The organism is Frisingicoccus sp., from assembly GCA_016298055.1.
GTDB lineage: Bacteria > Bacillota > Clostridia > Lachnospirales > Lachnospiraceae > Frisingicoccus.
In genome coordinates this window covers 1-20821 of the sequence record JAEDDO010000024.1, presented here as the reverse complement: position 1 = coordinate 20821, position 20821 = coordinate 1, and the positions used below count along the sequence as shown (strand labels likewise).

General features: G+C 41.8%; 19 protein-coding genes and 1 pseudogene. 13 read left to right on the top strand and 7 right to left on the bottom strand.

Translation table 11 applies throughout. The features are described from left to right. Together cdd and QZZ35_RS03730 are read left to right on the top strand one after the other, a co-directional pair. Positions 1 to 378 (top strand): cytidine deaminase (cdd, locus tag QZZ35_RS03735; protein WP_291236219.1); only part of this gene is annotated, 378 nt, incomplete at its 5' end. 4 nt (positions 379 to 382) lie between these two features. After that, the gene (locus QZZ35_RS03730; RefSeq protein WP_291236218.1) at positions 383 to 1579 is read left to right on the top strand and encodes a phosphopentomutase; all 1197 of its coding nucleotides are present in this window, start codon (positions 383 to 385) and stop codon (positions 1577 to 1579) included. Between the two features lie 76 nt (positions 1580 to 1655). On the opposite strand, the gene QZZ35_RS03725 is transcribed toward QZZ35_RS03730, so the two are convergent. Further along, positions 1656 to 2096, bottom strand: coding sequence for a DUF3842 family protein (locus QZZ35_RS03725; protein WP_291234083.1), 441 nt, complete (start codon positions 2094 to 2096; stop codon positions 1656 to 1658). Positions 2097 to 2111: 15 nt separating this feature from the next. Continuing rightward, entirely contained in the window at positions 2112 to 3701 is a 1590-nt protein-coding gene (locus tag QZZ35_RS03720; protein WP_291236217.1) for a peptide chain release factor 3, read from the bottom strand. A 219-nt stretch (positions 3702 to 3920) separates the two neighbouring features. On the opposite strand from QZZ35_RS03720, the gene QZZ35_RS03715 reads away from it, so the two are divergent. Together QZZ35_RS03715 and QZZ35_RS03710 are read left to right on the top strand one after the other, a co-directional pair. Then, a complete protein-coding gene (locus QZZ35_RS03715; protein ID WP_291236216.1) occupies positions 3921 to 4427 on the top strand; it encodes a hypothetical protein in 507 nt (168 codons plus the stop codon). Positions 4428 to 4545: 118 nt separating this feature from the next. Continuing rightward, the gene (locus QZZ35_RS03710) at positions 4546 to 5889 is read left to right on the top strand and encodes a citrate/2-methylcitrate synthase (RefSeq protein ID WP_334299450.1); all 1344 of its coding nucleotides are present in this window, start codon (positions 4546 to 4548) and stop codon (positions 5887 to 5889) included. A gap of 43 nt (positions 5890 to 5932) precedes the next feature. On the opposite strand, the gene larA is transcribed toward QZZ35_RS03710, so the two are convergent. Further along, positions 5933 to 7225 (bottom strand): nickel-dependent lactate racemase, encoded by a 1293-nt coding sequence (larA, locus tag QZZ35_RS03705; protein WP_291236214.1) that lies wholly within the window; start codon positions 7223 to 7225, stop codon positions 5933 to 5935. A 245-nt stretch (positions 7226 to 7470) separates the two neighbouring features. Between larA and QZZ35_RS03700 the strand changes: the two genes are divergently transcribed. From QZZ35_RS03700 to QZZ35_RS03685, 4 genes are read left to right on the top strand one after another with little or no spacing between them, the layout of a single operon-like run. After that, on the top strand, positions 7471 to 8157 hold the full coding sequence (locus tag QZZ35_RS03700) for a hypothetical protein (RefSeq protein ID WP_291236213.1): 687 nt from the start codon (positions 7471 to 7473) through the stop codon (positions 8155 to 8157). Positions 8158 to 8183: 26 nt separating this feature from the next. Further along, a complete protein-coding gene (gene cysK, locus QZZ35_RS03695; protein WP_291236212.1) occupies positions 8184 to 9113 on the top strand; it encodes a cysteine synthase A in 930 nt (309 codons plus the stop codon). 8 nt (positions 9114 to 9121) lie between these two features. Then, entirely contained in the window at positions 9122 to 9556 is a 435-nt protein-coding gene (locus tag QZZ35_RS03690) for a MarR family winged helix-turn-helix transcriptional regulator (protein WP_291235181.1), read from the top strand. An 18-nt stretch (positions 9557 to 9574) separates the two neighbouring features. Then, the gene (locus QZZ35_RS03685) at positions 9575 to 9958 is read left to right on the top strand and encodes a metal-dependent transcriptional regulator (RefSeq protein ID WP_291236211.1); all 384 of its coding nucleotides are present in this window, start codon (positions 9575 to 9577) and stop codon (positions 9956 to 9958) included. 57 nt (positions 9959 to 10015) lie between these two features. Here the strand turns inward: QZZ35_RS03685 and QZZ35_RS03680 are convergent, their stop codons facing one another. Both QZZ35_RS03680 and QZZ35_RS03675 read right to left on the bottom strand, forming a co-directional pair. After that, a complete protein-coding gene (locus QZZ35_RS03680) occupies positions 10016 to 11713 on the bottom strand; it encodes a phosphoenolpyruvate carboxykinase (ATP) (protein ID WP_291236210.1) in 1698 nt (565 codons plus the stop codon). 100 nt (positions 11714 to 11813) lie between these two features. Further along, positions 11814 to 13616 (bottom strand): DUF885 domain-containing protein, encoded by a 1803-nt coding sequence (locus QZZ35_RS03675; protein WP_291236209.1) that lies wholly within the window; start codon positions 13614 to 13616, stop codon positions 11814 to 11816. Positions 13617 to 13742: 126 nt separating this feature from the next. Here QZZ35_RS03675 and metG point away from each other — a divergent pair, with 126 nt between their 5' ends. Further along, positions 13743 to 15788 (top strand): methionine--tRNA ligase, encoded by a 2046-nt coding sequence (metG, locus tag QZZ35_RS03670; protein ID WP_291236208.1) that lies wholly within the window; start codon positions 13743 to 13745, stop codon positions 15786 to 15788. A gap of 287 nt (positions 15789 to 16075) precedes the next feature. Here metG and QZZ35_RS03665 read toward each other — a convergent pair whose 3' ends face one another. Then, positions 16076 to 16642: a chromate transporter gene (locus tag QZZ35_RS03665; RefSeq protein ID WP_330635445.1), complete on the bottom strand. Its 567-nt coding sequence runs from the start codon at positions 16640 to 16642 to the stop codon at positions 16076 to 16078. Then, a complete protein-coding gene (locus QZZ35_RS03660; RefSeq protein WP_291236207.1) occupies positions 16642 to 17190 on the bottom strand; it encodes a chromate transporter in 549 nt (182 codons plus the stop codon). Before QZZ35_RS03660 ends, QZZ35_RS03665 begins: the two co-directional genes overlap by 1 nt. Before the next feature lie 138 nt (positions 17191 to 17328). Between QZZ35_RS03660 and QZZ35_RS03655 the strand changes: the two genes are divergently transcribed. The 4 genes and pseudogenes from QZZ35_RS03655 to QZZ35_RS03640 all read left to right on the top strand — a co-directional run. Then, positions 17329 to 18177: a LysR family transcriptional regulator gene (locus QZZ35_RS03655; protein WP_291236206.1), complete on the top strand. Its 849-nt coding sequence runs from the start codon at positions 17329 to 17331 to the stop codon at positions 18175 to 18177. Positions 18178 to 18197: 20 nt separating this feature from the next. Continuing rightward, positions 18198 to 18989: a TatD family hydrolase gene (locus QZZ35_RS03650; RefSeq protein WP_291236205.1), complete on the top strand. Its 792-nt coding sequence runs from the start codon at positions 18198 to 18200 to the stop codon at positions 18987 to 18989. Between the two features lie 16 nt (positions 18990 to 19005). Further along, positions 19006 to 19878, top strand: coding sequence for a 16S rRNA (adenine(1518)-N(6)/adenine(1519)-N(6))-dimethyltransferase RsmA (gene rsmA, locus QZZ35_RS03645; RefSeq protein WP_291236204.1), 873 nt, complete (start codon positions 19006 to 19008; stop codon positions 19876 to 19878). Between the two features lie 59 nt (positions 19879 to 19937). Further along, positions 19938 to 20821 (top strand): annotated as a pseudogene (locus QZZ35_RS03640) (hypothetical protein); the annotation flags it as partial.

Genomic DNA, 20821 nt, shown 5'->3' with positions numbered 1-20821 from the left:
CAGATGAAATTTTCGTATGCACCATATTCGAATTTTAAAGTCGGAGCGGCACTTTTGAGTAAGGATGGTCAGATTTTTACCGGTTGCAACATTGAAAATTCCGCATTTGGTCCGTCAAATTGTGCGGAACGTACAGCTATTTTTAAGGCAGTCAGTGAAGGTGTTCGTGATTTTAAAATGATCGCCGTTGTCGGAGGAAAAGATGGTGTTATTGAAGATTATTGTCCGCCTTGCGGTGTATGCCGCCAGGTGATGGCAGAGTTTTGCGATTTGGATGAATTTCAGGTGATTGTGGCAAAGAGTATGAAGGATTATAAAGTATTTCGTTTGGGCGAACTGCTTCCCGGAGCTTTTTCACCTAAAACAATGGGGAGGTAATCGTATGGAACGTTTTCAGAGGATATTTGTCATTGTCATGGACTCTCTCGGTATTGGCGCAATGAGTGATGCCGCAGAATATGGAGATACGGGTGCTGATACGTTGGGGCATATTTCAGAGGTATCGAATACATTTTACATTCCGAATCTTCAGAGCCTCGGTCTGGCCAATCTGAAACATTTAAAACAGGTTGATGCTGTGGAGGATTCTATGGGATATTATGCAGTGCTGAATGAGGCCAGTGCGAGCAAGGATACGATGACAGGACACTGGGAGATGATGGGGCTGAAGGTGGAGACACCTTTTAAAACATTTACAGAGAAGGGATTCCCACAAGAACTCATCGAAGAACTGGAACAAAGAACAGGTCATAAGGTTATCGGCAATAAAAGTGCCAGCGGGACAGAAATCATCGAGGAACTTGGTGAGGAAGAGATAGCCACAGGGAATATGATCGTGTATACCTCTGCGGATTCTGTCATGCAGATCTGCGGCAATGAAGAAACATTTGGACTTCAGGAACTTTATCGGTGCTGTGAGATTGCCAGGGAACTGACGATGAAAGAAGAATGGCGGGTCGGCCGTGTGATTGCCCGTCCTTATGTAGGCAAGAGACGTGGTGAATTCAAACGGACAAGCAACCGCCATGATTATGCATTGAAACCTTTTGCACCGACGGTGCTTAATGTCTTGAAAGACAGTGGATTCGATGTTATTTCTATTGGCAAGATCGTGGATATCTTTGCTCAGGAGGGCATTACTAGAGCGGAACGCTCACAAAGTTCTGTTCACGGCATGGAACAGACGATTTCGATGGCGGATGAGGATTTTCATGGATTGTGTTATGTGAATCTGGTGGATTTTGATGCGCTTTGGGGACATCGGAGAAATCCTCAGGGATACAGAGAGGAAATTGAAAAATTTGATGTGAAGTTAGGCGAATTTCTCAAACATATGACGTCGAAAGATATGCTTATGATTACGGCTGATCACGGAAATGATCCGACATACAAAGGAACGGATCATACACGCGAGCAAGTTCCGCTGATTATGTATTCGCCTGCCTTTGAGTCGCATGGAAATCTTGGTGAGATGGATACATTTGCAGTGATCGGAGCTACGATTGCGGATAATTTCGGATTAGAAATGCCGAAAGGTGCAATTGGACATTCGCTCTTTACCGGGGATGGGATCCTTTGAGAAAAAGCATTTCAAAAGGGACATTATCAGGACAGAACACTTTAAGCGTCTGGACAGATAATGTCCCTTTGTCTTTTTATCTTAATTCAATAAGTCTCTGGATCGTCATCTCAACAGCCCGGTCAATAAACTGCTGTAATGGTCCGGAGGACAGCATGGCAATACGGGTATTGCAGCTGTCAAAGGGGATGAGGATGCGCAGAGCATCACTCTGACCGATAGCATTTGCCATATTTGGGGATAATTCACCGAGAATGGAATCCGGCACGACAATGGCAACCACGCCCACAATGATATCCGCCTTTTTTGCGTTTTTTATGATGGCATTTTCGCCTGTGGCACCATCTGTTGCACCGGCACGCATCATATTTGCTGTGGCGGCGGAGTTTGTGCCGAGAGCACGTACAATGACGGGAAGATCTTTTGGAAGATGTTTCCGAAGACTTTCAATATACTGGCGTCCGATTCCGCCTCCCTGACCGTCAACAACGGTAATTAAAATATCTTGTTTGAGCATGAGACCTCCTTGGGCTTACCAGCGGCCGAATTCAGACAATTCAAGACCTTTGTTTTTATCCAGAACAGTGTTTACAGCCCACTCATGGATGAATAACAGCAGAGGGTTACCTTTGAGGTCTTTGATACGTTTCATATCAGATGTACCATTGATCCGTGCAACATCGGTATCCGTGCTGGTTACCCAACGGATATATTCGTGCGGCATAGGGTCCATACGAATGTCAACACCGTATTCGTTTTCCAGGCGGAATTTCAGAACATCGAACTGGAGTACACCGACAACGCCGACAATAATCTCCTCCATACCTGTGTTGTATTCCTGGAAGATCTGAATGGCACCTTCCTGAGCAATCTGGGTGACACCTTTGATAAACTGTTTACGTTTCATAGTGTCTACCTGACGCACTTTAGCGAAATGTTCCGGGGCAAAAGTCGGAATACCTTCGTAAGCAAAGGTTTTGCCCGGAACGGAGATTGTATCACCGATTGAAAAGATACCCGGATCAAAAACACCGATAATATCACCGGCATAAGCTTCATCAAGAATCTTACGTTCCTGAGCCATAAGCTGCTGCGGCTGGGATAATTTTAATTTCTTTTTGCCCTGCACATGGAATACGTCCATACCGGCTTCAAATTTTCCGGAGCATATACGCATGAATGCAATACGGTCACGGTGAGCCTTATTCATATTGGCCTGAATTTTAAATACAAAGGCGGAAAAATCTTTCTCAAAAGGACTGATCTCACCGATATCGGATTTTCTTGGGAGCGGATGACTTGTCATCTCCAGAAAGTAATTGAGGAAAATTTCGATACCGAAGTTTGTCAGTGCGGAACCAAAAAATACAGGTGTCTGTTTTCCGTGACTCACTTTATCAATATCAAATTCAGCACTTGCACCGTCCAGAAGCTCAATATCATCCTGAAGTGTCTGGAAGAGCTCATCACCGACCATACCGAGAAGTTCCGGCGAATCAATGGCGAGATTTTCAGCGGCAACTTCCCGCTGTCCGTTTCCGAAAGCCGTAAATGTTGTTACATGTTTTGCACGCCGGTCATAGACACCGCGGAATTCTTTTCCTGAACCGATTGGCCAGTTCATTGGGCAGGTAGCAATACCGAGAACGGATTCAATCTCATCCATCAACTCAAAAGGATCATTGGCATCCCGGTCCATTTTATTAATGAATGTAAAAATAGGAATATTTCTGAGAAGACAAACTTTAAATAATTTTTTTGTCTGAGCCTCAACACCTTTAGAGGCATCAATGACCATAACGGCAGAGTCGGCAGCCATAAGGGTACGATAAGTATCTTCTGAGAAATCCTGATGTCCGGGTGTGTCGAGAATGTTAATGCAATATCCGTCATACTGAAACTGAAGTACGGAAGAGGTGACAGAAATACCTCTTTGTTTTTCAATTTCCATCCAGTCAGAAACCGCGTGTTTCGATGTTTTCTTTCCCTTGACCGAACCGGCAAGATTAATCGCTCCGCCATAGAGAAGGAATTTCTCTGTCAGAGTTGTTTTACCGGCATCCGGATGGGAAATAATGGCAAAGGTTCGTCGTTTATTTATTTCTTCTTTAAAATCAGCCAAGGGTATACCTCCAAATTGTGTTTTATATACATAGTCACTAAATCTAAATTATATCGTATGAGTAAAGCAGATGTCAATATTTTGCAGCGGATGTTTTATGATTATGCTGAAAGAAAATAACTGTTCAGAGCGTAGGTTTAATGTTATAATGGAAGGACCCGGAGGCTAAAGTTTTGCCCAAAAATTCAATAAAGATTGACAGAAAAGGTGGTTTTTAATATGGAAAACATTCAGAAAGTAGATACATCTGTAGGAACATTTATGGCAGGTAAAGTGGAGTTTTATGAAGATGGCAGCGTAAAGTGCGCAGAGCCGCAGGAACCTGTATTTGTTTCCCATGAAACGGGATTATATATTGCTTACGATAATACACCATTGAAGGACGAAGAGCATCTTCCGACAATCGAGTTTGGTCCGGATGGAAAGGTCACGGCGCTTCGGACACTGGGAACAGGATTGATCTGCCGGGGAAAGGACGGATCCTCTTTGCTCATTGGTGCCCAGTGGCGTCCGGATCCGAGAGGTACAGGGGCGAATGTCTTAATGCCGATTCGGATATGCTTTTTTGAAAATGAGCTTTTGGTAACAAACAGTGACGGAGAGGAGATTCATCTGCCGTTTGATCAGTATGAAATTCAGGTGGATTATCTGACGGATAATATTGTTATGGGTGGCGGCTGCGGTGACTGCAGTACCTGTAATGGATGCCGCATTCAAGGCGAATAGTTATAAAAAATTTATAAATAAATATAAATTTTTAAATCAAATAGTTGACATAAGATAAGGGGATGTTACAATAGAAAAAATAAAAGCGGAGGTGTTGGCTGTGCAGCAGAATGAAAAAATGAGTCTTTCACAGTATACAGATGTATATGGGAAGATTTGTGAGAACATGGATTCGATACCGGGAGAATTATATGCTGAGTACGGAGTCAAACGGGGACTGCGCGATATAAACGGTAATGGTGTTTTATCCGGTTTGACTCATGTTTCAAAAATCGAAGCGTTTAAGTATGTGGATGGGAAAAAGATTCCATGTGACGGAAAGCTGTGGTATCGTGGCTATAGTATTATTGATCTGGTAAAGGGATTTTCGGAAAAAAGATTTGGTTATGAAGAGATAACGTATCTGTTATTATTTGGAAAGCTCCCGGATCAGAGTCAGCTTGGGGAGTTCGAGCAGGTGCTGAATGCCAGTCGGACATTACCGAAGAATTTTACACGGGATGTCATTATGAAAGCTCCGAGTAAGGATATTATGAACTCTATGACGAAAAGTGTCCTGTCTCTGGCATCTTACGACGAGAGTATGGCAGATCCGTCCATCAGCAACGTTTTGAGACAATGCCTTCAGTTGATCAGTGTTCTGCCGATGTTGGCAGTTTACGGATATCATGCCTATAATCATTATGAATGCGGAGATAGTTTTTATATTCATCGTCCGGACGAGAATCTGTCAACGGCGGAGAATATTCTTCTGATGCTTCGTCCGGATAAAAAGTATACAGAGCTGGAAGCGAAGGTTCTTGATATTGCCCTTGTACTCCATATGGAACATGGCGGCGGCAATAATTCTACATTTACGACACGTGTTGTATCTTCTGCCGGTTCAGATACCTATTCAGTTGTGGCAGCAGCACTGTCTTCTTTAAAGGGACCGAAGCATGGCGGTGCAAATATTAAGGTTGTTGAGATGATGCGGGATATGAAAGAGAATGTGTCGGATTTAAATGACGAAGACCAGATCCGTGAATATCTCGGCAAGCTGCTGGATAAGCAGGCTTTTGATAAGAAGGGACTTATTTACGGTATGGGGCACGCTGTATATTCTTTATCGGACCCTCGTGCACGCATCTTTAAAGGTTTTGTAGAGAAGCTGGCGAAGGCAAAAGGCCGTGATGAAGACTTTAAGATTTATTCGGCAGTTGAACGTCTGGCACCGGAAGTTATTGCAGATAAGCGAAAGATTTATAAAGGTGTCAGTGCGAATGTGGATTTTTACAGTGGTTTTGTGTATAGTATGCTGGATATTCCGTTGGAATTGTATACACCGATTTTTGCTATGGCAAGAATCGTCGGATGGAGTGCGCATCGTATTGAAGAACTGGTCAATGTGGATAAGATCATCCGTCCTGCATATTTGAGTATTATGGAAGAAAAAGAATATATATCTTTTGATGAACGATAGATTAAACAGAGGGCTCCAGGATTTCTCCTGGAGCCCTTGAATATTATTTATCAGACGGATTAACGATAACTGCAATACCATCAGGAATAACTGTGATCTTGCTGTCTTTTTTGCCGAGATATTCATCAGCCATAGCGATCGCTTCGTCCAGATTGTGTGCATAATCCATATGCATATCACGGATCATCTGTTCCGGTGCATCTGTAACAAAGATTACTTTGAATTTCAGAAGCATGCGGCAAAGAATCTGGGATTCCCACTGATCCGGAATGGTATGCTCAGCGTCTGTTGCGAGGAACTGATCCATAATCTTCTGATTGTCCGGTTCATCAAGGAAGGTGCGGTAGAAGCTTTCGCCGCCATGACCGTCACTGCAGCTTGTTGCGATGATGATAACACCGCCCTCGTTACAGCAGGCTTCCGCAGCGGTCATGCCTTTGACGGACTGATATATGTTCTGATCCAGAGGATATCCGCCGTTAGTAGTTATGACAATATCGGAATGAATTGCTTTGACACCGGCAAGCTGGTTCATGAATTCACAGCCCTTTCTGTGGGCATTGTTCAGATGACCGGCATATGCAGCGATGACTTTTTTGTCAGCATCCAGAAGAACATTGCAGATAAACTGAAGTTTGGCGGTTTCAGCAGCCCAGAGCATATCTTTGTGCATTGGATTTTCGTCAAGAGAGCCGGCACGGGAATGGGGGTCTGCAATGAACTTGGAACAGTGGTTGGCAAGTACAGTTGTGCGGCTGGAAATACCCGGAAGTACACTTTTACGACCGCCGGAGAAACCGGCAAAAAAGTGCGGTTCGATAAATCCTTCAGAAATAAGCAAGTCTGCTTCAACAGCTAATTTATTTATAATCAGTTTTCCTCCGGAAGGAAGAATTCCAAGGTATGCCATATCCTCATCATTCGTGCTGTCGTGAATGACATAACGGATCTTTGGGTGGTCAACCATATCCTCACCGAATTTATCGATTAATTCGTCCCGTGTTGTGAGGCGGTGGAAACCGGTGGCAATTAAAATTGTTAAAGTTGCATCCGGATTTCCGGATTCAATTTCTTTCATGATTTCGGGCAGAATGACTTTACTTGGAACAGGGCGTGTGTGGTCGCTGGCAATCATAACAATGTTTTTCTTACCGACAACCAGTTCCTTTAATCTTGGAGAATCAATTGGATTCATCAAAGCATCTCTGACCAGTTCGGATTCAGATTTTTCCGGTTTGAAGTCATGTGCGTGAGATTCAAGAATTCCGGCTAAACGTTCCTCCGGAAGGTTCAGTTCAAGTTTTGTTTTCCCATAAGGCAGTAAAATAGTTTTCATAGTGCTCTCCTCTAAATCTAAATAATAACGTGACATGGTCATTATTATAGAGCATATTGTTGAAAATGTCTATAAAAGTTATTTATTTAACGATAAAACTTGTGCAATACACACAAATTGGTCAGACCATTTTAAATTTTGTTGGACCAATTTATGCTATTCCAATAAGAAAAAATGATTCTTTGTATGTCAAATTATTGTAAAATGTGATATCATATTAAAAAGAATGAAGAGGAGGAGGAAGAATGCCAGGTTTTATTATTCATTTAGCGGAAGCAACAATTATTATGGAACACATGGAAAAGAAGACCGATGCTGTTTGGCGTCAGGAATTTATGTTGGGTAATCTTCTTCCGGACACACGTCTCGGCAAAGATAAACAGTCCTCCCATTTCTGGTCTTCAGAGCATGAAGATTATATTGCCCGGGCACCGAAGTTGGAATATTTTTTAACAAAGTATGGTCACCGCCTGAATGAACCGGCAATTCTGGGATATTATGCCCATTTATATTTGGATGAGCATTATGTTGATGAATACTGGCCTCAGATTATGAAGTTTGAGGATGTGGAGGGACACCTGGAACCCAGAAGAGCATATATATATCAGGTAGAGATGAGACAGGATGGAAAGATTATTCCCTTTGGTGAATTTTTTACAACAGAGAATTATTATGGCGATTATACGCGCAGTAATCAGTGGTTTGTGGAAAAATACCATATTCAGCCGCCGGAATACAAATATCTGGAGAATATTCATATGGATGAAGTCCATGCGGAGGATTTAAAATATGTGCTCGAGGAATTAAATCACATATGCCATAAAGGGAAGATGGGAGACGAGAAAGAGATGTCGGTCTTTAATCTCAGAGAATTAGATGATTTTGTTCAAAGAACGGCAGAAGCATTTGTCGGAAAACTTAATCTTCTATAAAGAGAATATAAGAGGGGAATGAAAAGATGATTTATAACAATGTTTTGGAAGCCATGGGACATACGCCGATGATTCGTCTGAATCGCATGGTTTCTGCAGACAGCGCGGAAGTGCTTGTAAAATTTGAAGGACTGAATGTGGGAGGTTCAATTAAGACGCGAACAGCCTTTAACATGATTGAGGATGCAAAGAAACGAGGCCTGATCCATGAGAATACTATTATTGTTGAACCGACCAGCGGCAATCAGGGTATTGGTCTGGCACTTATAGGTGCGGTTCAGGGGTATAAGACCATTATCTTTATGCCGGATTCTGTCAGTGAAGAACGTCGCAAACTGGTCAGACATTATGGGGCGGAAGTACGGCTTGTCCATGATGCGGGTAATATCGGTGATTGTATTGATGAATGCTTGAGACTTGCACTTGAGATGGCACAGAAGGATGAAAATGTTTTTGTCCCTCAGCAGTTTGAGAATATGGCGAATCCTATGGTGCATAAGAATCACACAGGCGTCGAGATTCTGGAGCAGGTAGGTGGTCCGATTCACGGATTTTGCTCAGGTATTGGCACAGGAGGAACGATTACAGGTATTGGCGAGGTATTAAAAGCACTGAATCCGGATATGGAGATATGGGCTGTTGAACCGGAAAATGCGGCAATACTTGCAGGCGGAACGGTAGGGACTCATTTGCAGATGGGGATTGGTGACGGTGTGATTCCACCGATTTTAAATAAAGATATATACGATGAGATTTATGTAGTTACAGATGAAGAGGCCATTCAGACGGCGAAGGATCTGGCACGGCTTGAAGGATTGATGTGTGGTATTTCAAGCGGAACAAATGTGGCAGCGGCATTAAAGCTGGCTAAAAAACTCGGAAAGGGAAAAACGGTTGTCACTGTCCTGCCGGATACAGCAGAGCGCTATTTTTCAACGCCATTATTCGATGAATAGAGGGATTTATGGACGCATATAACCAGTTAAACGAAGTTTTAGTACACTTATTTAATCATACATTGAAGATCGAAGAAGAATCGCTTATTAAGGATGAGTTTAAAGATATCTCAATGAATGATATGCATATTATCGAGGCTGTCGGGGATGGTGAGCCTAAAAATATGTCTTCGATAGCCCGTATTGTTGGGGTTACTGTGGGCACTCTGACGATAGCGATGAATAATCTGGTAAAGAAAGGTTACGTCATTCGAACCAGAAGTGAAAAGGATCGAAGAGTCGTGCTGATCTCACTGGCAGATAAAGGGAAGAAAGCGTTTCGAAGGCATGAGGAATTTCATCTGCAGATGGTGCAGGCTATGCGTCAGGGCCTGGATGATGAACAGTGTCGGGTTTTAATGCAGGCTATGAAAAATTTGAGAACACATTTTGAGGCATTATAATGTCCCGGGAGGAAGTACATGAAGATAAAAGACGGATTATCCAGTTCAATGGAAGACTATTTAAGAGAAATTTATGTGCTGGCATTAAAGTCAGAGGAGGTTCGTGTGACTGATGTGGCAAAGGTTCTGGGAATTTCAAAGCCAAGTGTCAATCGGGCGATGAATGGTCTAAAAGAACAGGGATATATTGAGCATGAACATTATGGATCAATACGGTTGACGGAGGAAGGATTACAGGCGGGAAAAAATATTTATGATACCTACAAGGTCGTCTATAAGTTTTTGACCGATATATTGGATATTCCACCTTCAGATGCGGAAATAGAAGCTCATCTCCTGGAGCATGATATCAGTAAAAATACACGAAAAAAGCTGAAAAAATTTATGAAAAAGAAAAAATAAATAGGGACAGGTTCCGCGACTCAGAAACTCTGAGGCGCGGAACCTGTCCTTGATTAGTTAGTTCAATTCTTCAACTACTTTTTTGATCGCTTCAAGAGCGTCATCCGGAAGTTTATCGTATCCGTCTTTTGCTACGGAGAATTCTTCAATTTCATTGACACGGTCCATCATACGTGCTTTTAACTGTGCAAGATATTCAGGATCGTTCATGTCCGGAATAAATCCTTCCCAATCCATGATCTCAATGTCAGAGAAAGGTCCCCAAGGTTTGAATTCAGCTTTCTTTTCAACAATGGCTTCGAGAATGCCGAGGGTATCTTTTGGCTGAACTTTCTTGCCCATGAAATCACCTGTGTTTACGATGTAACATTCAACATTCTTTTCTTCAACCAGCTTTTTGAATTTTTCATAGTCGTTGGCAAGAGGATAAGTACGGAACGGATTTGCATATGGAACGACAACAAGTTTATTTGGATCAACACCAGGAGCAAGACGTTCTGCGGAGGAACGTTTTGTTGCAAGTGTAGCACCCATAACCGATGCAAGGGAAGCACCTTTTAATTTGACAACCGGAGGAATTGTCGGATCCTTCATAATCCAGAAAATTGCATTAACAGGAGAGTCAATGCGGTCTACACGGTTTGGAGACCAGAGCTTGGATTTGATGGCACGTCCGTTACCGTTACGGATATCTTCTGTGACAAGCTGGATCTTTCCTTCGGCATCCATAGTTGCGGAGTTATTCATGGAAGTGAGCAGATAAGTGTTGTCTGCACATCCGGTTGGATAATCTGCTGTCTTATCAAAATATGTCGGTTCGATAGCGATAGATGCGCAAGTGTCTGTATTGATGATAAATGCATCATCATGAAGGACTTTGATATCGTATTTTCCGCCATGTTTTGCATGAGTCAGAGTGGATTTACCTGAGCCGGACAGACCATAAACAGAAGCAACAAATTTGGAACCGTCAGCCAAAGTATATTCTTTCTGACCGCCATGGCAGGAAGCGTAACCATTTCGGTTTGCGATAGCCCATACCATTGTGAGCGTTCCTTTTTTATGTTCACCAAAGTAGCGCATACCGAGGATACATGCACAGTTTGTTTCAGTGTTGAAATAGCACAGTGTTTTTTTAGCAGGGTCACTTAAGCAGCTTAAATCCACACCCGGGCGGTCGGAACCGTTCCACTGTGGATCAGAGAAAATGTAAATGTCTGCTTCTTTTCCGTCACCGACAGGTTTGGAGTTTTTATACATTTTTACATATTCATCAGACATATACTGGAAGTTGAGCATCCAGGAATAAAGGATGTTTTCTTCACCTTCCGGAATTAATAAATGACATTTGACCATGAATTCAGGATCAAGACCGGCATAAACTTCTGCATGATACATAGTTTTCCAGCGAGATTCGTAGATCGCATCCATAGCAACTTTGTCCAGTTCATCACAGTTTACACCCGGTTCACCGGCAATACGGCGGGCAACAGCGTAACGTCCTGTGATCGCGCCATCATTAAAAAGTAATACTTTTGCATCTTTTTCAAGACCAAATTCTTCGCCGCGGTAAACAGGCATATCTGTCACAATAGTTCCAGGAGAGTTTTTAGCCAGTTCATAGGCTTCTTTCAAAGTATTAACTTTTACAACATTGTTTCCATAAAATGCTGCTTCAATGATTGAACGTGTCTTTGAAAAACCAGGTTTTCCAGCGCCGATTTCATTGATATCGTAATAGGCTTTTGTTGACATAACGCATCCTCCTTCGATTTATAAAATAAAATAATAGTTTAACTCTTTATCACTATAAACAACATTTCGTCGAATGTCAAGAAGTGGTAAGGGAAGATGCCTAGTTCAGACTTAATTTACGGTCCAGAACAGCGGAATCTGTTATATATTTTCGAACAATCGGAAAAGGAGCAGGACCAAGGTCGAGGAGTCGCTTATGAAATTCTTTTACATTAAAATTTTCATCCATATCCTTCTCCATGTCTTCGCGCATATCCAGTATTTCATTCATTCCCACACCATAAATCAGATAATTGGTCGGTTTAAAGAGAATGGAGTTGTAGATTTCCCGAACTGTTGCTTCATCAAGGACAAGATATCGGCTTATAAACTCAGTAACCTGATTGATATCCCAGTTTTCATAGTGAATTCCCAGATCGAGACGACAATAGAGATTTAGCGCCATTGTCAGATTGGAGATTCGGTAAAAGTCTGCCACATCTTCAGAAAATCCACAATAGTCATAGGAAAGAGATTCCGCATAAGAAGCCCAGCCTTCGACATAGCCGTCACAGGCGAGAATTGTGCGAAGAGGATCCGGATCTGTAGAATAGTAGTAGGTCATCTGGTACATGTGTCCCGGATATCCTTCGTGAGCAATCGTAGGCATGAGCGCATTGCCGGAATTTGGATTATTTTCCTGAATGATATTGAGGTAAATCTGATTATTCGAGATATCATCTATACGCGGTATAAGGTACATTGCCGGGCTTAAATTAGCAGACATGGATGGATGGACCTGCTTCAGCGTATATTCGGCATCGGGAGCTTTTGGAAACTGTTCAGCAGTCAATGTAGTTTTAAAATGCTCCAGAATTTGTGTTGGATCTGTCAGCGAGTACTGGGCATCTGCGACTTTATCAAAAATATCCGGAGAGGAAATCATAATGGAAGACAGAGATAGAATGTCGCTGTTTAATCGTTCTTCAAGCTGTTGTATGAGTTCTTCCGGGGTGTGGTCTGTGCCGACAGAAGAACGGAGAAGATAGCGGTAATAATCCTGACCACCGGAGTAGGAGGCCAGATTCCCGTTTTCCGGTGCCGTCTCAAGCTGAGCTGTCAGCGTGTTGATGATATCTGTGTAAGCCGGAATAACAGAATTTATAATAGCTTCTTTATTTCTTTCTATATAGGCTTCTTTTTTTGCATCTGATATGTGGACATTTTTCAGATTTTCCGGAAAAACTTCAATCAGCAGATTATTTTCAACTGAATCACAGAAAGAATGGCATTCAATAATGGCCTGCTCAAGAGCGGATTTGCACATGCCGTAGCCGGCAGCAGCTTTCTGATTTTCAAATTGCAGCAGCTCTTTGACATAATCCCGGAATGTTTCGAGGAGGGTTAAATATTCTTCTACATCCTCAGAATCGTCAAAATGGTATTCAGACATGGTAAATGGAAACTGGCTCTGAAAACCGATCATAGGTTCAAAATTTGAAGTAAAATAAATATAGTTATAAGATTCGAGATCAGCTTCAAGATAATATTTGGCAATGTCATAGGTGAGCGCACGTTCACCAAAAAGGCCTGAAATATTATTTAAACGATGAAGAAAATCTTTGGTCTGATCTTTTTCATCAGCAAAATCTTCTTCAGTCAGAGGAATATCGCCCCAGGTGATTTCATCAAGTTCGATGTCATATTTGGATGGCTCTTTAAGTGTGTGGTTGAGTGTCAAAGTACTGTTGTTCACATGACTTTCAAATATTTCATGAGATAATTCATCAAAAGCTTTTTCATCCTCTGTAAGTTCAATGTTTATTTTATTTGATGTGATTCGGGCAGGTGAACAGCCGCAGGATAAAAGCACTGCTGAGCAGAGAATAAGCAAAGTCAGTTTTAATTTCTTTTTTATATACATGGTCAATCCTCTTTTCATCAATGATTATGAATGGCAAGGCGGTTTGCCGCATTCATTATACAGTAGTATAGCAGAAAAAGAACGGTCTATGTAAAAAATATAAGAAAACATTAAGAAAAATAAAATATGGAAATAAATCTTCTTGTGTTTGAATTGGGGATATATTATAATAAGAAATTAGCTTATGAAAAAAATGTAGGAGGAAAGAACATGGCAAAGAAACCTTATTATATAACAACAGCCATTGCGTATACATCCGGAAAACCGCATATCGGAAATACTTATGAAATCATTCTTGCAGACAGTATTGCTCGTTTTAAGCGTGCACAGGGATACGATGTGCGTTTTCAGACAGGAACGGATGAACATGGTCAGAAGGTTGAAATTAAAGCCGGAGAAGCCGGTGTGACACCGAAGGAGTACGTAGACGGTGTTGCCGGTGAGATTAAGAGAATCTGGGATTTAATGGACACATCTTACGATCGTTTTATTCGTACAACAGATGAAGATCATGAACGTCAGGTTCAGAAGATTTTCAAAAAATTATATGATCAGGGTGATATTTACAAAGGTTATTACGAGGGTAAATACTGTACACCTTGTGAGTCCTTCTTTACAGAAAGTCAGCTTGTCGATGGCAAATGTCCGGACTGCGGACGTGAAGTTATTGATGCTAAAGAAGAAGCCTATTTCTTTAATATGAGTAAATATGCCAATCGTCTTATTGAGCATATTAATACACATCCGGAATTTATTCAGCCGGAATCCAGAAAGAATGAGATTATGAACAATTTCCTTCTTCCGGGACTTCAGGATCTTTGTGTATCCAGAACTTCATTTAAATGGGGAATTCAGGTACCATTTGATCCAAAACATGTTGTTTATGTGTGGATTGATGCTCTCAGCAACTATCTTACAGGCCTTGGATTTGATCTGGATGGAGACAGTGACCCGATGGTGGAAAAATACTGGCCTGCAGATTTACATCTGATCGGAAAGGATATTATTCGTTTCCATACGATTTACTGGCCGATCATGCTGATGGCTCTTGATATTCCTCTTCCAAAACAGGTATTCGGACATCCTTGGCTGCTTGTCGGAGAAGGTAAGATGAGTAAGTCAAAAGGAAATGTTATTTATGCCGATGACCTTGTGGATTATTTTGGTGTGGATGCGGTGCGTTATTTCGTTCTTCATGAGATGCCTTTTGACAATGATGGCTCAATTACATGGGAACTTATGGTGGAACGTATGAATTCAGATCTTGCCAATATTCTTGGCAACCTGGTTAATCGTACAATATCCATGACGAATAAATACTTTGACGGACTTGTATCTAATCCGGGTGTTAATGAACCGGTAGATGAGGATCTGAAACGTGTAGCACTGGACACACCGGGCAAGGTTGCTGCAAAGATGGATAAGCTTCGTGTAGCAGATGCTATTTCTGAAATCTTTACCTTATTCCGTCGTTGTAATAAATATATTGATGAAACAGAGCCTTGGATCCTTGCAAAGGATGAAGCAAAGAAAGATCGTCTTGCGACAGTTCTTTACAATCTTTTTGAGGGAATACGCATTGGTGCGGTATGTCTGGAAGCCTTCCTGCCATCCACATCGAAAAAGATCCTTGATCAGATTGGCACACAGGAGAGAGATTATCTTCAGTTAGATACATTCGGACGTATGGAACAGGGTATAAAGGTTACTGAAAAACCAGAGATACTTTTTGCACGTATCGATATGAAAGAATTCATGGAAAAACTGGAAGCAGATAAGGCTGCTAAGGAAGCGGAAGCAGCAAAAGCGGAAGCTATGGCCAACGGTATTGATATTGAAGCAAAACCGGAGATCACCTTTGAAGATTTTGGTAAACTTCAGTTCCAGGTGGGCGAGATCATCGCTTGCGAAGCTGTTAAAAAATCAAAAAAACTTTTATGTTCTCAGGTGAAGATCGGCAGTCAGGTACGCCAGATCGTATCCGGAATTAAAGCACATTATACACCGGAAGAGATGGTCGGAAAGAAAGTTATGGTTGTTACAAACCTGAAACCGGCTAAACTTGCAGGTGTTCTGTCAGAAGGTATGATTCTTTGTGCAGAAGATGCGGATGGAAATCTTTCACTTATGGTTCCTGAAAAAGAGATGCCGGCAGGCGCAGAAATCTGCTAACGGTATTGTAAACATAAAGATAGGGCAGCTCAGAGAAGTCGGAGAAACGACTTTTGAGCTGCCCTTTTTCGAATAAAATTTCAATACTTTTGTATTTTGAAAAACATTTTCAAATCGGGTATTTTGCTTGCATAGATTTGCATATATCATGTGTACTATACGTAAGTTGAGTAATGTTCCGTCTGATTTTATTATACGGTTTTCAGGTGAAAAATTCAATAAAAAAGATGGCATTTTCGGAGGGGAGAGGGGAAAATGCCATCTGGTCGAATGATTCGCTTGTAACGCTAAAATTTAAATACAATTCCAACCACTGCGGCAAAAACGACCATCAAAATAGGATGAAAATCTTTTTTCTTCATGATGAAGTAGATGACAGCCGCCAGAATGATTGCTTTATAATTGAAAAGATTTAAAATATTTTTGGTGTCCAGAAAATTGTCCAGATGAAGCAGAGCAATTTTTGCCACACCGAGACCGGCAGCGATAATAAGACCGGTGGAAGCCGGACGCAGACCGTAAAATACATCCTGCACCATTTTTGATTCTTTAAATTTATTCAAAATCTTTGAGATGATAACAATGATGACAACGGAAGGGAATACTAATGCCAGAGGGCCGACCAGTGATCCGATGATGCCAAAACTGTGAAAACCGACATAGGTTGCCATATTTACACCCATAGGACCGGGAGTGGATTCAGATATGGCGATCATATTGGCAACATCCTGTGCATTGAACCATCCGGTAGTTGTTCCCATGGCATAGAGGAAAGGAAGGGTCGCGAGACCGCCGCCCACAGCAAAAAGTCCGGTTTTGAAAAATTCAAAAGCTAAGCGTAATAATCCCATCATTATTTTTCACCTCCCGATAAACCCGTACGTTTTACGATCAATCCTGCAAGGCCTGCGAGAATAACGATCAGTGCCGGAGAGAGGGGTGTGAATATGGATAAGACTAAAACAGCGATACATATAGCAAGGCAGATCTTGTCCACAACAGATTTTTGTGCCAGCTTTGACACCGCGTTTAGAATCAGTACGCACACACAGGCACGAATGCCGTTAAAAGCATGTTTTACAATGGCCAGATCGGCAAAATTCTGCAAAAATGCGGCAATAACAGTGATGATGACAATCGAAGGTGCAATCATACCAAGAGTAGCCGCAATGGCACCGGGAATGCCTTTAGTTTTGTAGCCGACAAATGTGGCTGTGTTTACAGCGATAATACCGGGGGTACACTGACCGATCGCATAATAATCCATGATTTCATCTTCTGTTGCCCAATGATTTTTTTCCACAATTTCTTTTTGGAGCATCGGGAGCATAGCATAACCACCGCCGAAGGTAAAGGCACCAATACGGGCGAAGGCAAAAAAAAGATTTACAAGTTCTTTCATTTCATAATCCTCCAATAACGATTATTATAATTGATTTTTTTTAAAACTATTGATATCATAACATAAATACATCTATATGAAAAATATTAAAAAAATATATTTAACATACATAAAAAATATGGATGAGGGAGGAATAGTGTGGATTTAAAACAGTTATCTTATTTTACAGCAATTGTGGATGAGGGCAGTATATCTGCAGCTGCGAAAAAACTTCATATTTCTCAGCCGCCTTTGAGCCATCAGATGAAATCTTTGGAGTGTGAACTTGGGGTTATACTTTTTGACAGAGGATTACGCAGCATTACATTGACGGATGCGGGAAAACTCCTGTATACTAGAGCGAAGACGATACTTGATATGACTTCAGCGACAAAGATGGAAATTAATAATCTTGGAAGCGGACTTTCAGGGACGCTTCGTATCGGTATGGTATCTTCTTCATCTATTGGGTATATTGCACGTAAGCTTAGAGATTTTCAGGAAATATATCCGGAAGTTACCTATCAGATCTATGAGGGAAATACCTATCAGATGATGGATGCTCTGAAAACGAGTCAGATTGATCTGGCATTCGTTCGTGCACCCTTTTCGGAGGATGGTTTTATATGCCATAAGTATGCAGAAGAGTATTTTGTGGCAGCGGGTCAGGAGGGCGTTCTTAAAGATGAAGATGGATTGGCAGATCTGACCCACAAGCCTCTGATCTTGTACAGACGCTGGGAACCTTTTATTCGTGAGGTTTTCCAAAAGAAAGGTCTGGCATTTAAAACCGCGTGTATTGCGGATAATGCGTGGACCTGCATTCAGATGGCGAAGACGGGGATGGGAATTGCGATTGTTCCGGAGTCTTTTGCTGTGGAAGACGGAGAGATTAAAGTGTGTCAGATTGGAGAAGAAGCACTTAAATCCCAGCTTATGCTGGTGAAGCGGGCAGATCGGTATATATCGAATATAACACGTATTTTTTTTGAGAAATTTACAATGTGAGAGAATACAGGAGGAAGACGATGATTTTTGATACGCATGCACATTATGATAGTCGGAAGTTTAATGAAGACCGTGAGGAATTGATGAATCAATTAGTTCAGGAAGGTATTGGCCGGATTGTTGATATCGGAGCGGATATTGAATCAACGAGAAAAGCTATGGAATTGGCAAAAAAGTATGATTTTGTATATGCAGCAGCCGGGGTACATCCAAGTGAAGTTGATTGTCTGGATGAACGGAGTTTTCAGTGGCTGACATGGACAGTCGAACAGTCTGTAGAAGAAAAAGGGAAGATCGTTGCAGTCGGAGAGATCGGATTGGATTATTACTGGGAGAAGGATACGGAACGGAGAAACAGGCAGAAGCACTGGTTTGAATGTCAGATGGAATTGGCGCGCAGTACGGGACTTCCTGTTGTTATTCATTCCCGGGAGGCTGCAAAGGATACATGGGATATGATGCAAGGGTTAAAGTGTGAAGATATCGGCGGTGTTATCCATTGCTATTCTTATTCAGTGGAAATGGCAAAAAATTATCTGGAGAAAGGTTTTTATCTCGGAATCGGCGGCGTTGTTACCTATAAAAATGCACGGGTATTAAAAGAGGTCGTTCAGTATGCTCCGATGGACCGTATCGTTCTGGAAACCGATTGTCCATATCTGACACCGGAACCGAATCGGGGAAAACGAAACAGTTCGCTGAATTTGCCCTATGTCATTGAGACCATTGCGCAGCTTAAGGGTATTTCGAAGGATGAAGTGGAAGCAGTGACCTGGGAGAATGGTATGAAACTCTATCATATGGATAAATAGGAAAGAGGTGCTGGATATGGAAAAACTGTCAAATCCGCAGAAAACAATTGAGACAATAAAAAAATATCAGTTTAATTTTCAGAAGAAGTTCGGACAGAATTTTTTGATCGATGAACATGTGATTCAGAAAATTATCAATGGTGCTCAGGTGACCAAGGATGATTTTGTACTTGAGATCGGTCCGGGGATCGGAACCATGACCCAGTATCTGGCAGAGGCCGCCAGAGAGGTGGCTGCCGTGGAGATTGATAAAAAACTGATACCGATTCTTGGAGAAACTTTATCTGAGTATGATAATGTGACCATCATCAATGAAGATATTTTAAAGGTGGATATAGGGGCTCTGGCTCTGGAAAGAAATGCAGGTAAGCCGATTAAGGTTGTGGCGAATCTTCCTTATTACATTACAACTCCGATCATTATGGGATTATTTGAGAGCCATGTACCGATTGACAATATTACAGTCATGGTTCAGAAAGAGGTGGCTGACCGGATGAAAGTAGGACCGGGAAGTAAAGATTACGGTGCACTTTCACTGGCTGTCCAGTATTATGCGAAGCCTTATCTTGTGGCAAATGTTCCTGCAAATTGTTTTATTCCGAGACCGAATGTAGACTCTGCCGTCATCCGTCTGACCAGGCATGAAAGTCCCGCTGTTGAAGTGGAGAATGAGGCACTGATGTTTAATATGATTCGGGCTTCATTTAACCAGAGAAGAAAGACGCTTCAGAATGGATTAAAGAATTCAGGGCTGTTTCCTGTGTCGAAGGAAGAAATCATTGAAGTTATTAAAGAGGCAGGATTGCCGGAGACGGTGCGCGGTGAAGCGCTGACATTGGAGCAGTTTGCGCGGCTTTCCAATTTGATGAATAAAAAAATAAATAAATAATAAAAAGAAATAATCCTCCGTGACTGTGCATAGGATAGTCAAAAAGGGGGATTTTTTCTATGTCGGATTATCGTCGGTTTATTTCCTATATGTATCTCTATGAGAATGGTGTAAAGACTATGAATGCCGGGTTTGTGAAGGTGGAGAGCCGAAACGGGCAGTGCAGGATAAGTCTGTCTCTGAAAAATGTATATACAGAAACGGAACACTATCAGGCCTACATGTTCCTGAGATTTGGACAGGAACTTCGGGGAATTTATATGGGAAATATTAAAATTAAAAACCACGGGAGTGAGTGGAATTTTCGGACAGATACGGGTAATATTGCAGGTTCGGGATATAAGCTTGAACAGATGTCCGGTATGATCATTAAAAGTGAAGGTGATAAGTTTTACGGAACACGTTGGGATCAGGGCGATCTGGATATCCGGCAGTTTGTGACACAATGGCAGGAAAGTGATCTGCCTGTGTCCGAATGGATACCGGATGAAACAGAGCAGGAAGATAAAATGCCGGAAACAGAAATACTTCCGGATGAAACATCGGAGACAGTTGTTTATGCTCAGGAAGAAGAGCGGGGACTTACTGTAACTGAAAAGGATGAACGATGTAAAAATTTCTGTAAAATTCTGGAGCAGTGTCCGGGTATGTATCCTTTTGAAGATGATCTGGTAGATACCTGTGTCCGGCTGGAGCCAAAAGATATCGGCTTAATGCCGATTGACTGCTGGTCTTTCGGAAGCAACAGTTTTTTGCTTCATGGCTATTACAGTTACAGGCATTTAATATTTGCCCGGATGAAAGAGGCAGGTGACGGCAATAAGAGCTATATTCTCGGTGTTCCGGGAACCCAGCATTCAAGGGAAGCTTTTATGGCTAATATGTTTGGTTTCAGAGAATTTAAGCCGATTCGAGAGGATGGTGAGAACAGCAGTAATTTTGG

Coding starts and splice junctions, on each gene's coding strand:
- QZZ35_RS03730 (WP_291236218.1), top strand. CDS start 383: ATGGAACGTTTTCAGAGGATATTTGTCATTGTCATGGACTCTCTCGGT.
- QZZ35_RS03725 (WP_291234083.1), bottom strand. CDS start 2,096: ATGCTCAAACAAGATATTTTAATTACCGTTGTTGACGGTCAGGGAGGC.
- QZZ35_RS03715 (WP_291236216.1), top strand. CDS start 3,921: ATGGAAAACATTCAGAAAGTAGATACATCTGTAGGAACATTTATGGCA.
- QZZ35_RS03710 (WP_334299450.1), top strand. CDS start 4,546: ATGAGTCTTTCACAGTATACAGATGTATATGGGAAGATTTGTGAGAAC.
- larA (WP_291236214.1), bottom strand. CDS start 7,225: ATGAAAACTATTTTACTGCCTTATGGGAAAACAAAACTTGAACTGAAC.
- QZZ35_RS03700 (WP_291236213.1), top strand. CDS start 7,471: ATGCCAGGTTTTATTATTCATTTAGCGGAAGCAACAATTATTATGGAA.
- cysK (WP_291236212.1), top strand. CDS start 8,184: ATGATTTATAACAATGTTTTGGAAGCCATGGGACATACGCCGATGATT.
- QZZ35_RS03690 (WP_291235181.1), top strand. CDS start 9,122: ATGGACGCATATAACCAGTTAAACGAAGTTTTAGTACACTTATTTAAT.
- QZZ35_RS03685 (WP_291236211.1), top strand. CDS start 9,575: ATGAAGATAAAAGACGGATTATCCAGTTCAATGGAAGACTATTTAAGA.
- QZZ35_RS03680 (WP_291236210.1), bottom strand. CDS start 11,713: ATGTCAACAAAAGCCTATTACGATATCAATGAAATCGGCGCTGGAAAA.
- QZZ35_RS03675 (WP_291236209.1), bottom strand. CDS start 13,616: ATGTATATAAAAAAGAAATTAAAACTGACTTTGCTTATTCTCTGCTCA.
- metG (WP_291236208.1), top strand. CDS start 13,743: ATGGAAATAAATCTTCTTGTGTTTGAATTGGGGATATATTATAATAAG.
- QZZ35_RS03665 (WP_330635445.1), bottom strand. CDS start 16,642: ATGATGGGATTATTACGCTTAGCTTTTGAATTTTTCAAAACCGGACTT.
- QZZ35_RS03660 (WP_291236207.1), bottom strand. CDS start 17,190: ATGAAAGAACTTGTAAATCTTTTTTTTGCCTTCGCCCGTATTGGTGCC.
- QZZ35_RS03650 (WP_291236205.1), top strand. CDS start 18,198: ATGATTTTTGATACGCATGCACATTATGATAGTCGGAAGTTTAATGAA.
- rsmA (WP_291236204.1), top strand. CDS start 19,006: ATGGAAAAACTGTCAAATCCGCAGAAAACAATTGAGACAATAAAAAAA.